At 67.9% G+C, this 17135-nt stretch carries 14 protein-coding genes; 10 read left to right on the forward strand and 4 right to left on the reverse strand.

Annotation, left to right across the window (positions count from 1 at the left end):
• Positions 1 to 85: 85 nt before the first annotated feature.
• Positions 86 to 2062, forward strand: a complete 1977-nt coding sequence (gene ftsH / locus ACQFZP_RS15305; protein ID WP_104310490.1) for an ATP-dependent zinc metalloprotease FtsH — start codon at positions 86 to 88, stop codon at positions 2060 to 2062.
• A 90-nt stretch (positions 2063 to 2152) separates the two neighbouring features.
• On the opposite strand, the gene ACQFZP_RS15310 is transcribed toward ftsH, so the two are convergent.
• Entirely contained in the window at positions 2153 to 2353 is a 201-nt protein-coding gene (locus tag ACQFZP_RS15310; protein WP_211891919.1) for a hypothetical protein, read from the reverse strand.
• A gap of 354 nt (positions 2354 to 2707) precedes the next feature.
• On the opposite strand from ACQFZP_RS15310, the gene folP reads away from it, so the two are divergent.
• The 4 genes from folP to ACQFZP_RS15330 all read left to right on the forward strand — a co-directional run bounded on the left by folP (position 2708) and on the right by ACQFZP_RS15330 (position 8339).
• Positions 2708 to 4645: a dihydropteroate synthase gene (folP, locus tag ACQFZP_RS15315; RefSeq protein WP_211891920.1), complete on the forward strand. Its 1938-nt coding sequence runs from the start codon at positions 2708 to 2710 to the stop codon at positions 4643 to 4645.
• A complete protein-coding gene (gene folK, locus ACQFZP_RS15320) occupies positions 4638 to 6089 on the forward strand; it encodes a 2-amino-4-hydroxy-6-hydroxymethyldihydropteridine diphosphokinase (RefSeq protein WP_249312594.1) in 1452 nt (483 codons plus the stop codon). Before folP ends, folK begins: the two co-directional genes overlap by 8 nt.
• Entirely contained in the window at positions 6086 to 6685 is a 600-nt protein-coding gene (locus tag ACQFZP_RS15325; RefSeq protein WP_211891921.1) for a DUF3180 domain-containing protein, read from the forward strand. Before folK ends, ACQFZP_RS15325 begins: the two co-directional genes overlap by 4 nt.
• A 727-nt stretch (positions 6686 to 7412) precedes the next feature.
• Positions 7413 to 8339, forward strand: a complete 927-nt coding sequence (locus ACQFZP_RS15330; RefSeq protein ID WP_211891922.1) for a type IV toxin-antitoxin system AbiEi family antitoxin domain-containing protein — start codon at positions 7413 to 7415, stop codon at positions 8337 to 8339.
• A 16-nt stretch (positions 8340 to 8355) separates the two neighbouring features.
• On the opposite strand, the gene ACQFZP_RS15335 is transcribed toward ACQFZP_RS15330, so the two are convergent.
• Positions 8356 to 9441, reverse strand: a complete 1086-nt coding sequence (locus tag ACQFZP_RS15335; protein WP_211891923.1) for a GTP-binding protein — start codon at positions 9439 to 9441, stop codon at positions 8356 to 8358.
• A gap of 45 nt (positions 9442 to 9486) precedes the next feature.
• Between ACQFZP_RS15335 and ykgO the strand changes: the two genes are divergently transcribed.
• Together ykgO and galE are read left to right on the forward strand one after the other, a co-directional pair.
• Positions 9487 to 9609, forward strand: a complete 123-nt coding sequence (gene ykgO, locus ACQFZP_RS15340; protein WP_179557095.1) for a type B 50S ribosomal protein L36 — start codon at positions 9487 to 9489, stop codon at positions 9607 to 9609.
• A gap of 119 nt (positions 9610 to 9728) precedes the next feature.
• The gene (gene galE, locus ACQFZP_RS15345) at positions 9729 to 10718 is read left to right on the forward strand and encodes a UDP-glucose 4-epimerase GalE (RefSeq protein ID WP_211891924.1); all 990 of its coding nucleotides are present in this window, start codon (positions 9729 to 9731) and stop codon (positions 10716 to 10718) included.
• Here the strand turns inward: galE and ACQFZP_RS15350 are convergent.
• Together ACQFZP_RS15350 and ACQFZP_RS15355 are read right to left on the reverse strand one after the other, a co-directional pair.
• Positions 10708 to 11898 (reverse strand): acyltransferase family protein, encoded by a 1191-nt coding sequence (locus ACQFZP_RS15350; protein ID WP_211891925.1) that lies wholly within the window; start codon positions 11896 to 11898, stop codon positions 10708 to 10710. The genes galE and ACQFZP_RS15350 overlap by 11 nt on opposite strands.
• A 52-nt stretch (positions 11899 to 11950) precedes the next feature.
• On the reverse strand, positions 11951 to 13027 hold the full coding sequence (locus ACQFZP_RS15355) for an acyltransferase family protein (protein WP_211891926.1): 1077 nt from the start codon (positions 13025 to 13027) through the stop codon (positions 11951 to 11953).
• 418 nt (positions 13028 to 13445) lie between these two features.
• On the opposite strand from ACQFZP_RS15355, the gene ACQFZP_RS15360 reads away from it, so the two are divergent.
• From ACQFZP_RS15360 to ACQFZP_RS15370, 3 genes are all read left to right on the forward strand, one after another.
• Positions 13446 to 13988, forward strand: a complete 543-nt coding sequence (locus ACQFZP_RS15360) for an SGNH/GDSL hydrolase family protein (protein ID WP_211891927.1) — start codon at positions 13446 to 13448, stop codon at positions 13986 to 13988.
• Between the two features lie 212 nt (positions 13989 to 14200).
• Entirely contained in the window at positions 14201 to 15664 is a 1464-nt protein-coding gene (locus tag ACQFZP_RS15365) for a polysaccharide biosynthesis tyrosine autokinase (protein WP_211891928.1), read from the forward strand.
• A 120-nt stretch (positions 15665 to 15784) separates the two neighbouring features.
• Positions 15785 to 17086 carry a UDP-glucose dehydrogenase family protein gene (locus tag ACQFZP_RS15370; protein ID WP_211892093.1) on the forward strand — a complete coding sequence of 434 codons (1302 nt, stop codon included), beginning with the start codon at positions 15785 to 15787 and terminating at the stop codon, positions 17084 to 17086.
• Positions 17087 to 17135: the final 49 nt, after the last annotated feature.

The raw sequence follows: 17135 nt of genomic DNA on the forward strand, positions 1-17135 counted from the left end.
GTACCATGACTTTCGATCGCGCGCCCCGGTGCGCTGGCGAAGAACCGGCTGAAAGGCACCGAGCACGCCACTCGAGTCTCGACTTATGAAGCAAGTTACCAAGATCCTCAAGAGCCCGATCTTCATCGTGGTGCTCGCCGTGCTGGTCATCGGCCTCGGCTTCAGCCTCATCAACGGCAGCGGCACCCGCGAGGTGACGACGCAGCAGGGCCTTCAGCTCCTCCAGGAGAAGAAGGCAGACAAGGTCGTCATCGTCAACGGTGACAACCGCGTCGACATGGAGCTGGCGCAGGCCGACCCCGAGTACGGCCAGAATGTCCAGTTCTACTTCGTGGATGCGCGCGCCGACGACGTCGTGTCGGCCGTCGACACGGCTGCTCCCGCCGGTGGCTACGACGACGACGTGCCTCAGCCGAGCTGGCTGCTGTCGGCCGTCAGCATCCTCTTCCCGCTGCTGCTCATCGGCTTCTTCATCTGGATCCTCTTCGCTGGAGGCCTGGGTGGCGGCGGTGGCCGCGGCGTCATGCAGTTCGGCAAGTCGAAGGCGAAGCTCGTCTCGAAGGAGAGCCCGCAGGTCACGTTCGACGACGTCGCCGGTGCCAACGAGGCGCTCGAGGAGCTGCAGGAGATCAAGGAGTTCCTCAAGGAGCCCGCCAAGTTCCAGGCTGTCGGCGCCCGCATCCCGAAGGGCGTGCTGCTGTACGGCCCTCCAGGAACCGGCAAGACCCTGCTCGCTCGCGCCGTCGCGGGCGAGGCTGGCGTGCCCTTCTACTCCATCTCGGGTTCCGACTTCGTCGAGATGTTCGTGGGTGTCGGCGCGAGCCGCGTCCGCGACCTGTTCGAGCAGGCCAAGCAGAACTCGCCCGCCATCATCTTCGTCGACGAGATCGACGCCGTCGGTCGTCACCGTGGCGTCGGCATCGGCGGCGGCAACGACGAGCGCGAGCAGACCCTCAACCAGCTGCTGGTCGAGATGGACGGCTTCGACGGCTCGACGAACGTCATCCTCATCGCCGCGACGAACCGTCCGGACGTGCTCGACCCCGCGCTGCTCCGCCCCGGCCGCTTCGACCGCCAGATCGGCGTCGACGCGCCCGACCTCGACGGCCGCGCCCGCATCCTTGGCGTGCACGCCAAGGGCAAGCCGCTGTCGCAGGACGTCGACCTCCGGGTCATCGCGCGCAAGACGCCCGGCTTCACGGGTGCCGACCTCGCGAACGTGCTCAACGAGGCTGCGCTGCTCACGGCCCGCTCGAACGCGCAGATCATCGACAACGAGGCCCTCGACGAGGCGGTCGACCGCGTCATCGCCGGACCTCAGCGTCGCAGCCGCGTCATGAACGACCAGGAGCGCCTCATCACGGCCTACCACGAGGGCGGCCACGCCCTCGCAGCCGCGGCGATGCGCCACACCGACCCGGTGACGAAGATCACGATCCTCCCGCGCGGTCGCGCCCTCGGCTACACGATGGTCCTGCCGTTGGAAGACAAGTACTCGGTCACCCGCAACGAGCTCCTCGACCAGCTGTCGTACGCCATGGGCGGCCGCGTCGCGGAGGAGATCGTGTTCCACGACCCCACGACGGGCGCATCCAACGACATCGAGAAGGCCACGAAGACGGCCCGCAAGATGGTCACCGAGTACGGAATGACCGCATCCGTCGGCTCCGTGAAGCTCGGGGAATCCTCCGCTGAGACGGTCTACGGGCAGCAGGCCGGCGCAGGTCGCAACTACTCGGAGTCGGTCGCCGAGACCGTCGACCGCGAGGTGCGCCTCCTCATCGAGCAGGCGCACGACGAGGCGTGGAAGGTCATCAACGACAACCGCGACATCCTCGACCAGCTCGCGGCCGAGCTCCTTGAGAAGGAGACGCTCGACCACGTTCGGCTGGAAGAGATCTTCGCGCCCGTACGCAAGCTGCCCGAGCGCCCGCAGTGGCTCTCCAGCCCCGACCGGCCCGTGAGCGCGCTGCCGCCCGTGCCGCTCAAGCCGCACATCCCGGTCGACCAGATGGACCCGATCGAGCACGCTCAGGATGGCGGCGCCGAGCTCGGCTTCTAGACCCCGCATGCACGACGAAGAAGGCAGGTTCCCGGCGATGGGAACCTGCCTTCTTCGTGTGTGCGTGCACCTGCGGTCAGGGCATGGTGGCTAGGAGCCGCGCGTCTTCTTGAGAGCGGCCGCCGTCACGGCGATGCTGACGACTGCGAGGGGCACGATGAGGATGCTCATCTGCAGCAGGTTCCAGCCGAACGCGAGGAACATGGCAGTCAGGAGGGCCGTGGCCACCCAGAGCGTGATGGCGAGTGGCGTGGATGCGAAGCTCCGGAAACCGGGGCGTTCGGTCGTCATAGGTGCTCCTCCGATCGTCGGTACGCACTTCGTGGCAGCTACGCCGGGGTTTGCGTGGCCCTTCGACCCTCTCGAGGCGGGCGGTGGCCTGTCAACCTGAGGCGTTGATGCCCAGGCAACCTGCAACCGGCACGACGTCGCTGGCCCGGTCGGGGGCGCCGTCGCGCCCGCCGCCCGCTTCCATGAGCCAGTTGCTGATGATGTCGAATCCGGATGGCTCCCCTCCGCCTCGGACGCACGCCTTCGCGTCGCCGCGCGACTCGCGCGAGTGCCGCGGGGATGCGCGCGGGCTTCGTTTCGCGGGAGGATGGAGACCGACCCGCGTTGCGGGCGCTGCGGAGTGAGGACTTGCAAATGAACGATGTCGGTTCCGGATCGTCGGAGCGGGTCAATCTTGCGCGCGCGCAGGCTGCCGTGCGGGAGTTCCTGGCGGCAATCGGCGAGGACCCCGACCGCCCTGGCCTCGCGCGCACTCCCGAGCGGGTCGCGGAGGCCGCGCTTGAGCTGTTCGGCGGCATCGGGGTTGACGCGATCACGCCTCTGGCTGGCGCCAGGTTCCCCGTCGCCGACACGCAGCAGCCGCTCGCGGCTGTCTCCGGCGCGGCCGGATCCGCGGCTCCGCTCGCCGCATCTGCGAGTGCCGTCGCGTCCGAATCAGCCTCCGCACGCGAATCCGCGTCCGCATCTCCATCCGCGGACAACGCAACCGCGCCTGTGTCGCAGCCCGTCGTCCTCCGCGACCTCGCCTTCAGATCCATGTGCGAGCACCACCTGCTGCCCTTCTCTGGCCGTGTGCACCTCGCCTACGTGCCCGGTGATTCGATCGTCGGCTTCGGTCGTCTGCACGCGCTCCTCGAGACGCTCTCCGCACGACCGACCCTGCAGGAGCGCCTCGGCGACGAGCTGGTCGACGCAATGATGACGGCGCTCGACGCCCGCGGGGCGCTTGCGATCATCGAGGCGAGTCACGCGTGCGCCGGGCTTCGCGGCTCGCGGCAGCAGGCAGGCGTCGTCGTGACCGTGTCTGCGCGGGGCGAGCTCTCCGAGCCCATCGCTCGCGCCGAGATCATCTCGCTCATCGGGGCGCAGCCGATCGTCGCCGCCGATGAGGCCGCCGCCGCGACGCCCGCCGCGAGCGGTCAGTCGGCTCCGCCCGCCGCGCCCATCGTCGGTCACGTGCTGCGCGGCGCGCGCTTCGACCCACGGTTGGGGACGCAGGCGAGCTCCGCGTCAGCTGACGACGAGGACGACGCAGCTGGAGCGCCAGAAGCAGCGGAGCCGGAGGCTGCAGGGACTGCAGCGGCGGCACCCGCATCGCACGCGCCCGCCGAGGTCACCGAGCGCGACGCGCAGCTCGACGCGGCGACGGGTGAGCAGTGGGCGGAGGACTCCGGCCCCGTGAACACGCGACCGTTCGAGCTGCCGCAGCGGTTCACGAACCTGCTGCAGCCTGCGATCCCGAAGCGGCCGCGCATCCTGGGCATCCTGAACATCACGCCGGACTCCTTCAGCGACGGCGGCAAGTTCGAGGATCTCTTCAGCCAGAATCGCCGCACGAAGCGTGCGCTGCGACGTGCGCGTGAGCTCGTCGCACAGGGCGCCGACATCATCGACGTGGGTGGCGAGTCCACGCGCCCCGGCGCCGTGCGGGTGCCGCAGGAGGAGGAAGCCGCGCGCGTCCTGCCGGTCATCAAGGAGCTCGCGGGGCTCGGCGTGCTCGTGAGCATCGACACGATGTACGCGAAGACGGCCGAGGCCGCACTCGAGCTCGGCGCCGAGTACGTCAACGACGTGTCGGGCGGACTGGCCGACCCCGCGATGCTCGGCCTCGTCGCCGAGAGCGGGAACCCGTTCATCCTGAGCCACTGGCGCGGCCACTCGGTGCGCATGAACGAGCTCGCCGACTACCGCGACCCTGCCGCCGAGATCCTCTCCGAGCTGGCGGGTGCCCGGGACCGTGCCGTCGACGCCGGGCTGGACCCGTCGCAGATCGTGCTCGACCCCGGCCTCGGTTTCGCGAAGCGCCGCGACGACAACTGGGCCGTGCTGCGCGAGCTGGAGCAGTTCGTGGCGCTCGGGCATCCGCTGCTGGTGGGCGCCTCGCGGAAGCGCTTCACGGGCGAGATGCTGGGACCGGATGCGGACGTGACCGAGCGCGACCTGCCGACGGCGGTCATCACGGCGCTCGCCGCGAAGGCGGGCGTCTGGGGCGTTCGGGTGCACAACGTCGAGGCGAACCGCGTGGCGCTGGATGTCGTCGACGCGTGGCGGGAAGGAGCACAGGATGACTGATCACTCGAGCGGACACGAGCCGAACCTGGACGCCAGACGGGTGGCGGATGCGCCCACCGCCACACGCAGTGCGGCCGCTGACGCTGCTCGCGGGCATGCGCACGAGCACGCGTTCGTGCGCGAGCCGGTCGTCGGTGCGACCAACAGCGTCGCCGGTCGCGTCCCGTCTGAGCTCGCAGCAACGGCGACGCCAGAGCCGGCCCGCCGCACAGGCGTCCCTGAGCCCGAGCTCGACCGCATCATCATCACGCGCATGCACGCCCGCGGCCATCACGGGGTGTTCGAGCACGAGCGCCGGGACGGGCAGGACTTCTACGTCGACGCTGAGGCATGGGTCGACGCGGCCGCCGCCTCGTCGAGCGATCACATCGGCGACACGCTGCACTACGGCGAGTGGATGCACGCCTTGCACGCGATCGTGACCGGTGAGCCGGTCGATCTCATCGAGACGCTGGCCGAGCGCCTGGCGGCGGCCACGTTCGGCTTCGACGACGCGGTGGCGGTGCGGATCACGGTGCACAAGCCCCAGGCGCCTGTCGCCTTGGACTTCGAGGATGTCGCCGTGAGCATCCTGCGGCATCGGCCGGCCGCTCCGGGGGAGTACCTGGAATCGGCGGCCGCGCACGCGGTCCAGGCGCCCAGCGCCCAGACGGCAGCCACGGCCGTTCCTGCCGCCGTTCCCGCTGCGGCTCCGAGTACCGCCGCGTCGGCGAGCGCCGAGGACGAGTTCCTCGCGCGTGAAGCGGCCGCCGCCGCGCACACCGCCTCCGACGCGTCGATCGTCCTCGACTCCGGGGGAGCCCCCAACGTGCCGCTGCCACGCATCGAGCCTGCCGGCGACCTCTTCTCGCCGATCGCGCAGCGCGAGCAGGACGAGCGTTCGCCGTCCGATGCGGCCGTCGTGAGCCGCGCCGGTGGCGCTCCGAACGCCACGTCCGCCCAGCTGCCGACACGCGTTCGCCAGGCGGTGATCGCGCTCGGCGCCAACCTCGGCGACCGCGACGCGACCCTGTCCTCCGCCCTGCGCAGCATCTCGGAGCTGCCAGGCACGAAGCTGGTCGCCGCTTCGAGCCTCTACGAGACGCCCGCGCTGACGCTCGAGGGCGTCAGCGAAGAAGCCCCCGCCTACCGAAACGCGGTGGTGCTCGTCGACACCGATCTGCCCGCCGAAGACCTTCTGCAGGCGCTGCACACCATCGAGGATGCGCACGGCCGTACGCGCGAGACGCGCTGGGGGAGCCGAACGCTGGACCTCGATCTCATCCAGGTGTCCGGCGAGCTCCGCGACGGCGAGCTGCAGCTCCCGCACCCGCGGGCGCACGAGCGTGCGTTCGTCCTGGCCCCGTGGCTCGAGGTCGACCCGCGCGCGCAGCTCGCCCCGCACGGCAGCGTCGCGGAGTTGCGGGCGGCCGCTCCGGATCGGGTCGATCGGATCGTGCAGTGAACCTCGCGAGCAGAACGCGACCTGGCCTGCTCGTCGGGCTGGTCGTGATCGGGGGCGTGCTCGCGTGGTGCGTGGAGACCTGGCTCGTGACCTCGGGTCGTCCCGTCATGGCGCCGCCGCTCACGATGCCCCTGACGCTGGTCGTGCTCGCGGCGCTGCTCCTGTGGCTCGCGTGGCCCATCCGGGCGTACACGCGCCGCCTGTGGCGTGAGCGCCGCGAGGCCGAGTCGCGGCGGCGTGCGCCTGGTCTCGAGCGCGGTGGGGCCGGTGGTGGCGCGGACCGCCACGAACGCCACGGCCGCGAGGTCGAGCGCGACGTCAGGGGAAAGCGCGTCGACCCGCAGTACGCGTTCCGCGTGCTGGCGTTCGCGCGCGCGGCGAGCTTGGCTTCGTCGCTCATGGCCGGTGTCGCGCTGGGCGTTCTCGCGTTCGCGGTGACACGCACGGTGCCGCCGGAGGAGCCCATCTGGCACGCCGTCGTCTCGGTGATCGGCGCGGCCGTCCTGCTGGCCGTCGGCCTCATCGCGGAATCGTGGTGCCGCATCCCGCCGGGAGGCGAGGAGACCGCCACTTCGCAGAACCCCGTCGCCGCGTAGCGTTCGGCGCCTCCGACCAGCGCGTTCGGCGAATCGATCGAGCGCTTCCAGGATGGGCCGGGCTGGGCTGGCCCGGTTAGGCTGCCCGCGTGATCGGCCTGCGCCTCTGCGTGCTCGCTGATCCCGTCCTGGGAACGAATCGGTGTCGACAGCCTCGGCAGTTCGCCGCTATGAGCATCTCGCCACCTTGACTGTCCGCATCGAGTTCTCGGTCGTCGGGTGATCGAGTGATGACATCGCCCCCTCTGTCTCCGGTCAACTCGCCGGCGCTGGTAGGCCAACCCGGGCGGACGAAGTCTCTCAAGGGCTGCGTTCTGGCAGTCAAGGTGACGTGGACCTGGGGCGGCCTCGTAAACGCAGTGATGCCAGCGTCACGTCACCGTGACTGTCAAGCTTGCTTGTTGCCGCCGGCTCGACCGCCAAGCGCGGTCGCCCAGGCCGCCTTCCGGTGCAGACGTCGGCTATCTGTTCGAGTTCTCGCGTGTTCGGTCGTCGTCGACAGGGGTTCGCTCTTGTCCTCCAGCAGTCGAGCTGATCACCGTCCGGCCAGCAACCGGCCTGATCGCGGGTTCGTTCGAGAACCGTGTCAGTCACGGTGACGTGGTGTGCCTTTGACGCTGAGAACAGGCTCCCTCGACTCTGTCGTCACCGTGAGTGTGAGCAGGTGTTACTCACAGTTCGAGCCGCTCGGAGTCGGCGGCGACGTATTTTGGGTTCTCCTGACCACATGACAGAACACGCGTCGCACACGGCGAGCATCACGAAGCGCGCGCTCGGTGGGGTCTTCTCTCGCGCCGAGTGGCATGACGAGGGGCTGACCGACGCCGAATTGCGCCGGGCGATGCGTGAGGGGCAAGTCGCTCGGGTCTGCAGAGGCTGGTACGAGTTCGGTGCTGGCCGACTCGAGGTGAAGCGCGCGGTTCGGGCGCGGGCGCGTCTCACCTGCACGAGCGCATTGGCGCTGCACGGCGCCTGGGATCTTCGTCCCGCCTACCCGCATGTGCGTATTCGGTTCGGGGAGCGCGGGCACACCGAGCGTCGCAGCGAGGGCGCGCCGGCGTTCGGCCCGTCTGAGCGAGGTCTGCTTTTGCACCGGCCGTCTCGAGGGGGTGATGTTCCGCTGGGCAGGTGCGCGGTCGATGATGTCGAGTTGGCGTTGCGAATGGCGTTCGAATGTTTGGGCGCCCGCGATCTTGCGGTGGTGAGCGACTCTCTGCTGAATCGCGGGCTGGTGAGCGAGGAGGTTCTGCTCGGCATTGCGGCGAGCGGGTCGGCTGGGGCGGCGCGGAAGGTTGAAGGGGTGGACGGGACGAGCATGTCCGGAACGGAGACGCTTGTGAGGTTCTGGCTGCGTGGCCGAGGTTGTGCCGTTGAGACGCAGGCGCAGTTCGACGGCGTGGGTTATGTCGATCTGCTCGTCGACGGGTGGTTGATCGTTGAGTGTGACTCTCGGGAGTTCCATGTGTCCCCTGCGGCCGCTGCGGAGGACCGGCGACGCGACTTGCTGCTGGTTGCGATGGGGTTCGTCGTCGTTCGTTTGACGTATGAGCAGGTGATGGCCGAGTGGGAGTCGACTGAGCAAGCGCTTCTGAAGGTTCTGGCGCGTGGGCGGCGTATCTCGAGGAGGTTTTCTGGGGGTTCCGTCGGGTCGTGAGCGCTTTGGGAGGTCGCTACTCCCATCCCGGGAACTGGTCGGCATAACCATGCCAGGCGGTCGGGCCGGCGATGAGCTCATCGTCGGTGAGGGCGCAGTCGTGCAGGGCGGCGTCGATGGCGTCGGTGCGGAGGTTCTTCCCGAAGAAGGCGATGGTGGTGCCGACGGGTGCGTCCGGGTCTGAGCTGGCGAGGCCGGAGGCGCCGAGCTGGATGCTGCTGCCGGTGCTCGACCAGTCGCCGACGTGATCCGTGCGGCTGGCGAGGCGGAAGAGTCCGCGGGAGCGGGCGATGAGTCCGACTCGGTCGGGGGTCAGGCCGCCGAGGGCTGTGGCGAGGCGTTCGGGGTGGAGGGGTCTCGGCTCGTTGAAGACGTGGCAGTCGAGGGGGCCGCCGGCCGGCGGGAAGCGCGTGTGTTCGTCGAGGCGCAGCATCCAGCCGGCGGTGGAGGCGAGCTGGTGCGCGAGTCGTGGACGGATCGGCCGCAGTCGCCGCCCGAGTTCGGTGGCCGCGGCTGGTGTGGTGATGGCGGCTGTGGGGTTGAGCTGCTGGATGAGCGCGCAGGTTTCGCTGACGACGCCGGCGGGGTGCGCGTCGGCGGCGGTGAGGACGATGACGGTCGCGAACTCGAGCTGCCCGACGAGGGTGGCGGATGCGTCGGTGTCGTCTGGCAGGGAGGTTCCCTCTTGGAACAGCAGGCGTCTGACGTCGGAGATGCTGGCGACGGTGACGAACTCTCGTGGGCCTATGACGAGCCCAGCTTCATCATCGCCTGGAGTTGGAGCCCTCGCGCCGCGTCCCTCGGCGAGGACATGCTCCATCGCGAGTCCGATGCTCTGCGGGTCTGCGTCTGCCGAGAGCTCGACGATGGTGTTGCCGCGCCGTCCGTCCGAGGCCTGCCGCAGCAGGTCCTCGGCGAGTTCGACGCCGAGCGCCAGCGCCCCCGTCTGCTCGTCGCCGTAGTCGCTCGCGGGCGTCGGGCCGCCGGGTTCGCCGCACATGAGGGCGGTCACGAGTTGCCGCCCGGAGGTTTCGAGGCCGCTGACGAGGGTCATGCCGAGTGAGCTCGTCGAGGTCTGGCTGGTTGGCTGGTCGGGGGTCATGCGAGTAGTCTAATGAGAAACATTCTCAACAAGGAAGACAGGATCATGAAGGTTCGCAACTCGCTCAAGGCGCTCAAGAAGGTCCCCGGCTCGCAGATCGTCCGCCGCCGCGGTCGCACGTTCGTCATCAACAAGAAGAATCCGCGCATGAAGGCGCGGCAGGGCTGACCCGCCGCTCGGGCGCGCCTGTTCCCCGGAACTGCCAGAATGGTGGCGGGTGCGTTCCGGCGCGTCCGACGAAGCCCGGCGCAGCCGCTCGGCGCTGACGCACTCTGAGGAGATTCACCATGACTGTGCTCATCACCGGCGGTGCCGGTTACATCGGCGCTCACGTGCTTGCTGCCCTTGAGGCTCGCGGCGACACGGCGGTTGTCGTCGATGACCTCACGACGGGCACTCCCGAGAAGGTCGGCGCGACCCCGCACTTCAACTTCGATATCTCCACGACGGGCGCGGCGGATGCGCTTGCCGACATCATGCAGGCGCTCGAGGTGACGAGCGTGATTCACTTCGCGGCGAAGAAGCAGGTCGGCGAGTCGGTGGCGAGGCCCGCCTGGTACTACCAGCAGAACATGGGTGGGCTCGCGAACGTGCTCGAGGCGATGCAGCGCGCGGACGTGAAGAGTCTCGTCTTCTCGTCGTCGGCGGCCGTGTACGGCCTCGGGACCGGGTCTGACGAGCCGATCCGCGAGGACGATGTGAAGAACCCCATCAACCCGTACGGTCAGACGAAGCTGGCGGGGGAGTGGCTCGTGCAGGCGGCGGCGAAGGCCGCGGGCATCAGTGCTGTGTCGTTGCGCTACTTCAACGTCGCGGGTGCTGGCAGCGATGAGCTGGCCGACCGCTTCGCGTTGAACCTCGTGCCGATGATCTTCGAGAAGCTTGCCGAGGGGAAGTCGCCGCTGGTGTTCGGCGATGACTATCCGACGCCTGACGGCACGTGCGTCCGTGACTACGTGCACGTCGTCGATCTGGCGGATGCGCATCTTGCGGTGCTGGATGCGATCGCGGCTGGCGAGCCGGTCTCTGCCGAGTACAACGTGGGTCGCGGTGAGGGCTACTCCGTGTTCGATGTGCTGGATGCGGTGCGTCGCGCGAGCGGGCAGCAGTTCGAGGCGGACGTCGCGCCGCGTCGCCCGGGTGACCCGGCTTTGCTGGTGGCTGACGCATCCCGGATCAAGGATGAGCTGGGGTGGACGGCGAAGTTCTCGCTGGACGACATGGTCACGTCGGCGTGGTCGGGGTTCGAGCGCAACGGCGCTCCGGTCAAGGCGTAGGGCGGCGGCGGGGACGCAGCTTCGGGAAGACGAAGACGGCGTCTCCTGCTGGCCAGCGGCGCAGCCAGCAGAAGAGGTAGCTGAGGCTCATCGCGACGGCGGTGTTGATGATGAGCATCCAGGTGGGGTCGCGCATGCCCCAGTCGCCGAGCCATGAGGTGATCATGATCTGCGCGGGGTAGTGGACGACGTAGAAGACGACGGAGTTGCGGCCGATGTATTGCAGCCAGCGGGCGGAGTTGCCGTCGAGGCCCTGTTGGGCGCCGGTGAGGCGGCGGGTGATCATCATGATCGCGGCGACCCCGGCGAGGACGACGGGGATCCAGACGAGCTCGTAGCGGTCGATGAGGCGGGTCGCGGCGGTGAGTGAGCCGTCGCCGGGGGCTGTCGAGGTTGTGCCCGAGACCCACTGCAGTGCGCCGTCGAGGCCGAAGTAGGTGCCGCGTGTCTGCCCGATGAGCAGCGCGCCGAAGCCGCCGGCGATGGCGGTGCAGGCGATGAGCAGCGGCAAGCTCTCGATGCGGGCGAGCTGCTGTCGGTGCTGGGCGACGAGGTGGCCGGCGAAGAAGAATCCGCCGTAGTAGGCGAGGTCGCCCCACATCCCGGATGGGCCGATCCCGTCGGCGGAGAGCACGGCGCTGAGGCCCCAGAGGGCGAGGGGCACGAGCGCGAACCAGGGGCCGCGGATGCGGGTGAGGAGCGGGGCGGCGAGGTAGTAGATGGCGAGGTAGAAGATGAACCAGAGCCAGCTGAGGGCGATCCAGTTGCCGGGGTCTGTCCACCCGTCTTGCATGGTGACGAGCCAGTACACGGTGCCCCAGAGCAGGTACGGCCAGACCAGGGTGCGGAGCTTGCCCGTGTAGTAAGTGGGGCCCGTCTTCGCGAGGGAGCGGCCGAGGAGCATTCCGGAGAGGAGGAGGAGCGTGCTCATCCGGTAGGGCGCGAAGAGCGTGTTGAGGTCGTTGATGACGCTGGTCGGGTCGACGCCGGCGAGGAAGATCGGGATGGCGCTGGCGTGGAAGGTGACGACGAGGAGGATCGCGGCGCCGCGGACGAGGTCCATCCAGTGCTCGCGCCGTCTTGCGGGTCCGGGGCCGGGTCCGAGGCTCGAGGCGGAGTCGGGCGTCACATGGGCCGGGCCTCTGCGGGCTGACTGCTCGGTGGGTGCTGGTGTTGGCATGGGGGTTCAGTGGGCGCTGGAGGGGTGTCACGGTGCGCGAACCGCGTTCCGATCATCTGGTGGCCGGCGTTGCTCGTTGCGGGAAGACGAAGAGCGCATTCACGACGCGGCTGCGGCGTCGAAGTGCAACAGCGCCGAACGATACGGCAAGTGCGGCGATGATGCACGCGCTCATCACGATGGGCTGCTCGGTGATGCCCGCCGCGGCCAGGAGTCTCACGAGCACGATCTGCAGTGGGTAGTGAATGAGGTAGAACACGACCGAGTTGCGGCCGATGTGCTGCAGGAAGCGTGAGGGGGCGGGTTCCCGGTGTCCGTCGAGGGTGCCGCGGATGCGTCGCGCGAGGAGCGCGGTGCCGGCGATGCCGGCGAGTACGACGGGAACCCAGATCAGGTCGAAGCGCTCGATGGCACCGTCGTCGTTCGTGCCAGGCGTCGTGGGCGAGGTGAGGGTGAGCCCGTGCTCCTGGAGGACGAGCAGTGCGGCGAAGGTGGAGCTGCCGGCGAGGAGCAGCACCATCGCCAGCGGGGTGTCGAAGCGCCTCAGCAGGTGCTGGGTTCGGGCGATGAGGTAGCCGGCGAAGAAGAATCCGCTGTAGTAGCTGAGGTCGAAGAGCGTGCCGTCTGGGGCGACGGTGCTGAGCAGCCAGAGGGTGATCGGCACGAGGGCGAACCACGGGGTCGGGATGCGGGTGAGCAGGGGCGCGGCCACGTAGGAGAAGAAGAGGCAGAGGATGAACCAGAGCCAGCTGCGTGTGGCCCAGCCGTCTGGGCGCATCCACTCTGTGGGGTTGGAGGTGGCGATCCAGAAGATCACGAGCCAGACGACGTACGGCCAGGCCAGGGTGCGGAGCTTGCTGGCGTAGTACCGGCGGGGTGGTTTCGTGAGGGCGCGGGGGAGGAGGAGGCCGGAGAGCAGCATGAGGGAGGTCATGCGGAACGGCGCGAAGTAGAGGGTGATGTCGTCGATGACGGTGCCGGGGGTGATGTCGGCGATGTGCATGGGGACGTCGATGGCGTGGTTGGCGATGACGAGGAGGATGGCGGTGCCGCGGATGAGGTCGATCCAGCGTTCGCGCTGCTGGGGCACGGTCGACGATGCACGTGCTGTCGCGTCGTGTGTCACCATTCGTTCTCCGTCTCGCCGTGTCTCGACGCTACACTTGCCCGTTTTCTGGGCTACGACATGGCGAATTTGGATGAATCTGAAATGACGTCCAGGGCTAAATCCCGCGGATCTGCGCGTGTCGGAACGGCCTTAGGTTCCCCGGGGAGTACAAGGTGTGCCGCTGGGCCGGTACGATCACTGGGAAATGAAAACACGCAACCAGAGTGCGCGTCGTTGGCCCCAGCTGACACTGCTCGTGGTCGTGGCTCTCGCTGCGGCTGCGTTGGTGGCTCTGGCGTTCATGCCACGGCAGGCCCCCGCGGGGGTCGGCGCAGAACCCGTTCTTACCATTGCCAGCTCGGAAGATGCCGCTTCGGCGACGAACTCCGGTGGAGCCCCATCCGCTTCCGCACCGTCGGCGACCCCTGCGGGAACCGGCTTGACGGTCGCGTTCATCGGCGACTCGTACACGGAGGGTGTCGGCGCGAGCGACCCGTCGCTGCGGTGGACCACGCTGCTGGCCGCGGCGAACGGCTGGGAAGAGCTGAACCTGGGCGTGAGCGGCGCGAGCTACGGCCAGGGCCTCGAAGAGTGGAACTCGTACGCGGTCCAGGTCGAGGAAGCCATCGAGGCGCAGCCTGACGTGGTGATCGTCTCCGGCGGTCTCAACATGTCGGAGCTCGATCAGGAGCTCGGCGTCGAGTCGGTCTTCACCGACCTTCGCGCCGGGTTGCCGGATGCGCGCATCATCGCGGTCTCGCCCTTCTGGGTGAGCACGGCGTACCCCGCGCAGCTGACGCTCACGAGCGAGCTGATCGAAGCGGACGTGACGGCAGTTGGCGGCCAGTACCTGGACGTGGGTCACCTGTTCGAGGACGAGTTCCAGTACTTCGAGCTCGATGGCCTGCACCCTGACGACGCCGGTCACCAGCTGATCGCGAACGCTGTCGACGCGGGCCTGCCCGTGGAAATCGGCGGCTGATCAGCGTTCTGCGCCAGCGTGTGCCCGATTCGCGACAGGTTCGGCACATTTCACGAATTTACAGCCCAATAACATGACACCAGTAGTATGAGGCCGGGCTTGCCCCAGCTTGCCTGAGATACCCCCTGCGCTCCGAACCGCGAGCCACCCGTTTCGTGCCTGCCGCGAAAGCGGCTGCGGCACGAGCGCGAGAGACACACGGACGGACCTTTATGGAACTGCGCGACTACCTGCGAATCCTGCACAAGAACTGGATCATCATCCTGATCTGCACGCTGGCGGGAGTGGCGGCAGGGGCCGGCGGATCACTGCTCATGTCGCCACGGTATTCGTCGACGGCCGAGCTCTATGTTTCGGTGCGATCGTCGGATGGAGCCGTGGCGCAGGAGCTCAATCAGGGAACCACGTTTGCGCGTCAGGCCGTCCAGTCCTACACGAGTGTCGTTGACAAGGAAATTGTCACCTCGCGAGTCATCGAAGAGCTCGGACTCGAACTTTCACCGTCGCAACTTGCTTCCAAGATCTCCGCAGTGAATCAGACGGGCACAGTCGTGATCGAGATCTCTGTCGAAGACGGGGACCCAGCCATGGCAGCGACGCTCGCCAACGCAGTTGCGAGCAACTTCATCGAAGTCATCGTGGACGAACTCGAGAAGCCTGATGGTGCTTCGCCGAGCCTTGTAAAGATCGAGCCAGTGCAGTCGGCAACTCCGGCGAGCAGCCCGATCAGCCCGCGCGTTCCGCTCAACATCGCGATCGGTGCAGTGATCGGACTGCTCATCGGACTTGCTGTCGCCGTGCTGCGCCAGGTCGTCGATACCAAGATTCGCAGCACGCACGACATCTCGCAGATCACGGATCGCCCCGTCATCGGCACGATCGCCTATGACCCGGATGCCGGCAAACGCCCCCTCATCGTGCATGAAGAGCCGAAGAGCCCCAAGGCCGAGTCGTACCGTGCACTTCGCACGAACCTGCGCTTCATGGACATCGAGAACACGCGTCACAGCTTCGTCATCACGAGCTCGCTGCCCTCCGAGGGCAAGAGCACGACGTCGGCGAACATCGCGATCGCGCTCGCCGAGCAGGGCGCCAAGGTCGTGCTCGTCGACGGAGACCTCCGCAAGCCCAAGGTCGCGACGACCATGGGCGTCGACGGCTCGGTCGGTCTGACCGACCTCCTGAGCGGTCGCGCTGAGCCCAAGGACGTCCTCCAGCGTTGGGGCCGCGGTCGCCTCTACGTGCTCCCCGCCGGTCGCATCCCGCCGAACCCGAGCGAGCTCCTCGGCTCGCACACGATGCAGCAGGTCCACGACCAGCTGCTCGCAGAGCACGACTACGTCATCATCGATGCGCCGCCGCTGCTCCTCGTCACCGACGGTGCCGTCCTGAGCGAGCTTGCGCACGGCACGCTGCTTGTCGTCGCCAGCGGGCAGACGCCCCGCTCGGCGCTCGCTGGTGCGGTCGCGCAGCTCGAGGGCATCGGCTCCGAGGTGTCGGGCATCGTCGTCACGAAGGTTCCGACCAAGGGCCCCGACTCCTACGCCTACGGCTCCTACGGCGCCTACGGCGCCTACTACGGCACCGATGAGCAGGGCAACCCGACCACGGAGTACCGAAAGATCGGCACGGGGCAGATGCCGATCGTCGGTGCAAAGGCCCGCCGCAAGGATTAGTTTCCACTTCATAATCGGCTCTTGGACGTCCGACTGGACACCCGACTCGAGCCGCCCCCGAGATAGCCATCCCCACAGCCCGGTGCCAAGCACCGGGTGAGACCCATGGAGAAGAAACAGATGCGAGTTTCCGTCATCGGATGCGGATACCTGGGAGCAGTCCACGCCTCGGCCATGGCCGAACTCGGCCACGAGGTGATCGGCATCGATGTCGACGAGCGGAAGATCGAGGCTTTGGCTGCGGGCCAGCCGCCGTTCTTCGAGCCCGGCCTCCCCGAAATCCTCACGTCGGCCACGGCCAGCGGAAACCTCGAGTTCAGCACCGATATCGCGTCGGCAGCCTCCGCGACCGTGCACTTCATTGCCGTGGGCACTCCGCAGGCGAAGGACAGTGCATCAGCTGATCTCACGTACGTTGACGCTGCTCTCTACGGGCTGCTGCCACATCTCAAGGCCGGGGACCTCGTAGTCGGAAAATCGACAGTTCCTGTGGGCACGGCGGAGCGTCTGGCGGCCATCGTCGCTGAGCACGGAAGCGGCGCGAGTCTGGCCTGGAACCCAGAGTTCCTCCGCGAGGGCTTCGCAGTAAAGGACACGCTCGAGCCCGACCGCCTGGTCTACGGTGTGGCCGACCAAGGTGCGGCCGATGTGCTCGACGACGTCTACGCGCAGGCACTCTCGACCGGTACCCCGCGCATCATCACCGACTACGCGACGGCAGAACTCGTTAAGGTCGCGGCGAACGCGTTCCTTGCCACAAAGATCAGCTTCATCAACGCTATGGCCGAGATCTCCGAGGTCGTCGGTGCTGATGTCAAGGAGCTCGCGGATGCGATTGGGCACGATGTGCGCATCGGCCGTAAGTTCCTCAACGCGGGAGTCGGATTCGGTGGCGGTTGCCTTCCGAAGGACATCCGTGCGTTCACGGCGCGAGCGGAGGAACTCGGACGTGGTGAGTCGGTGGCCTTCCTCAAGCAGGTGGACGCGATCAATCTGCGCCGCCGTCAGCGCGTCATCGATCTCGCAGTAGACGCTCTGGGCGGATCGGTGCATGGCAAGAAGATCGCTGTGCTCGGCGTCACGTTCAAACCTGAATCGGATGATGTCCGAGACTCCCCGGCGCTCGATGTCGCTGTGCAGCTCAAGGGCCTCGGTGCGAACGTTGTCGCGACTGACCCGCAGGGAATTGAGAACGCACGCCGTCGCCACCCGCAGCTTGAGTACGTCGAGTCGACTGACGACGCTCTGCGCGACGCAGAAGTCACTGTGCTCGTGACGGAGTGGGCTGAGTACCGCGCTCTGGACCCCGCGCGCACCGGTGAACTCGTCGCGAACCGCGCCGTCATCGACGGCAGGAACGTTCTCGACCCGACCGCATGGCGCGACGCGGGTTGGAACTTCGTCGGTATGGGCCGCCGCTAGCTCGTTGTCGGTCATCGCGGCCGCCCGCACCTGCCAGCAATTCGGTTCG

The sequence above is a fragment of the Pseudoclavibacter sp. Marseille-Q434 genome, from assembly GCF_050315415.1.
Classification (GTDB): Bacteria; Actinomycetota; Actinomycetes; order Actinomycetales; family Microbacteriaceae; genus Pseudoclavibacter.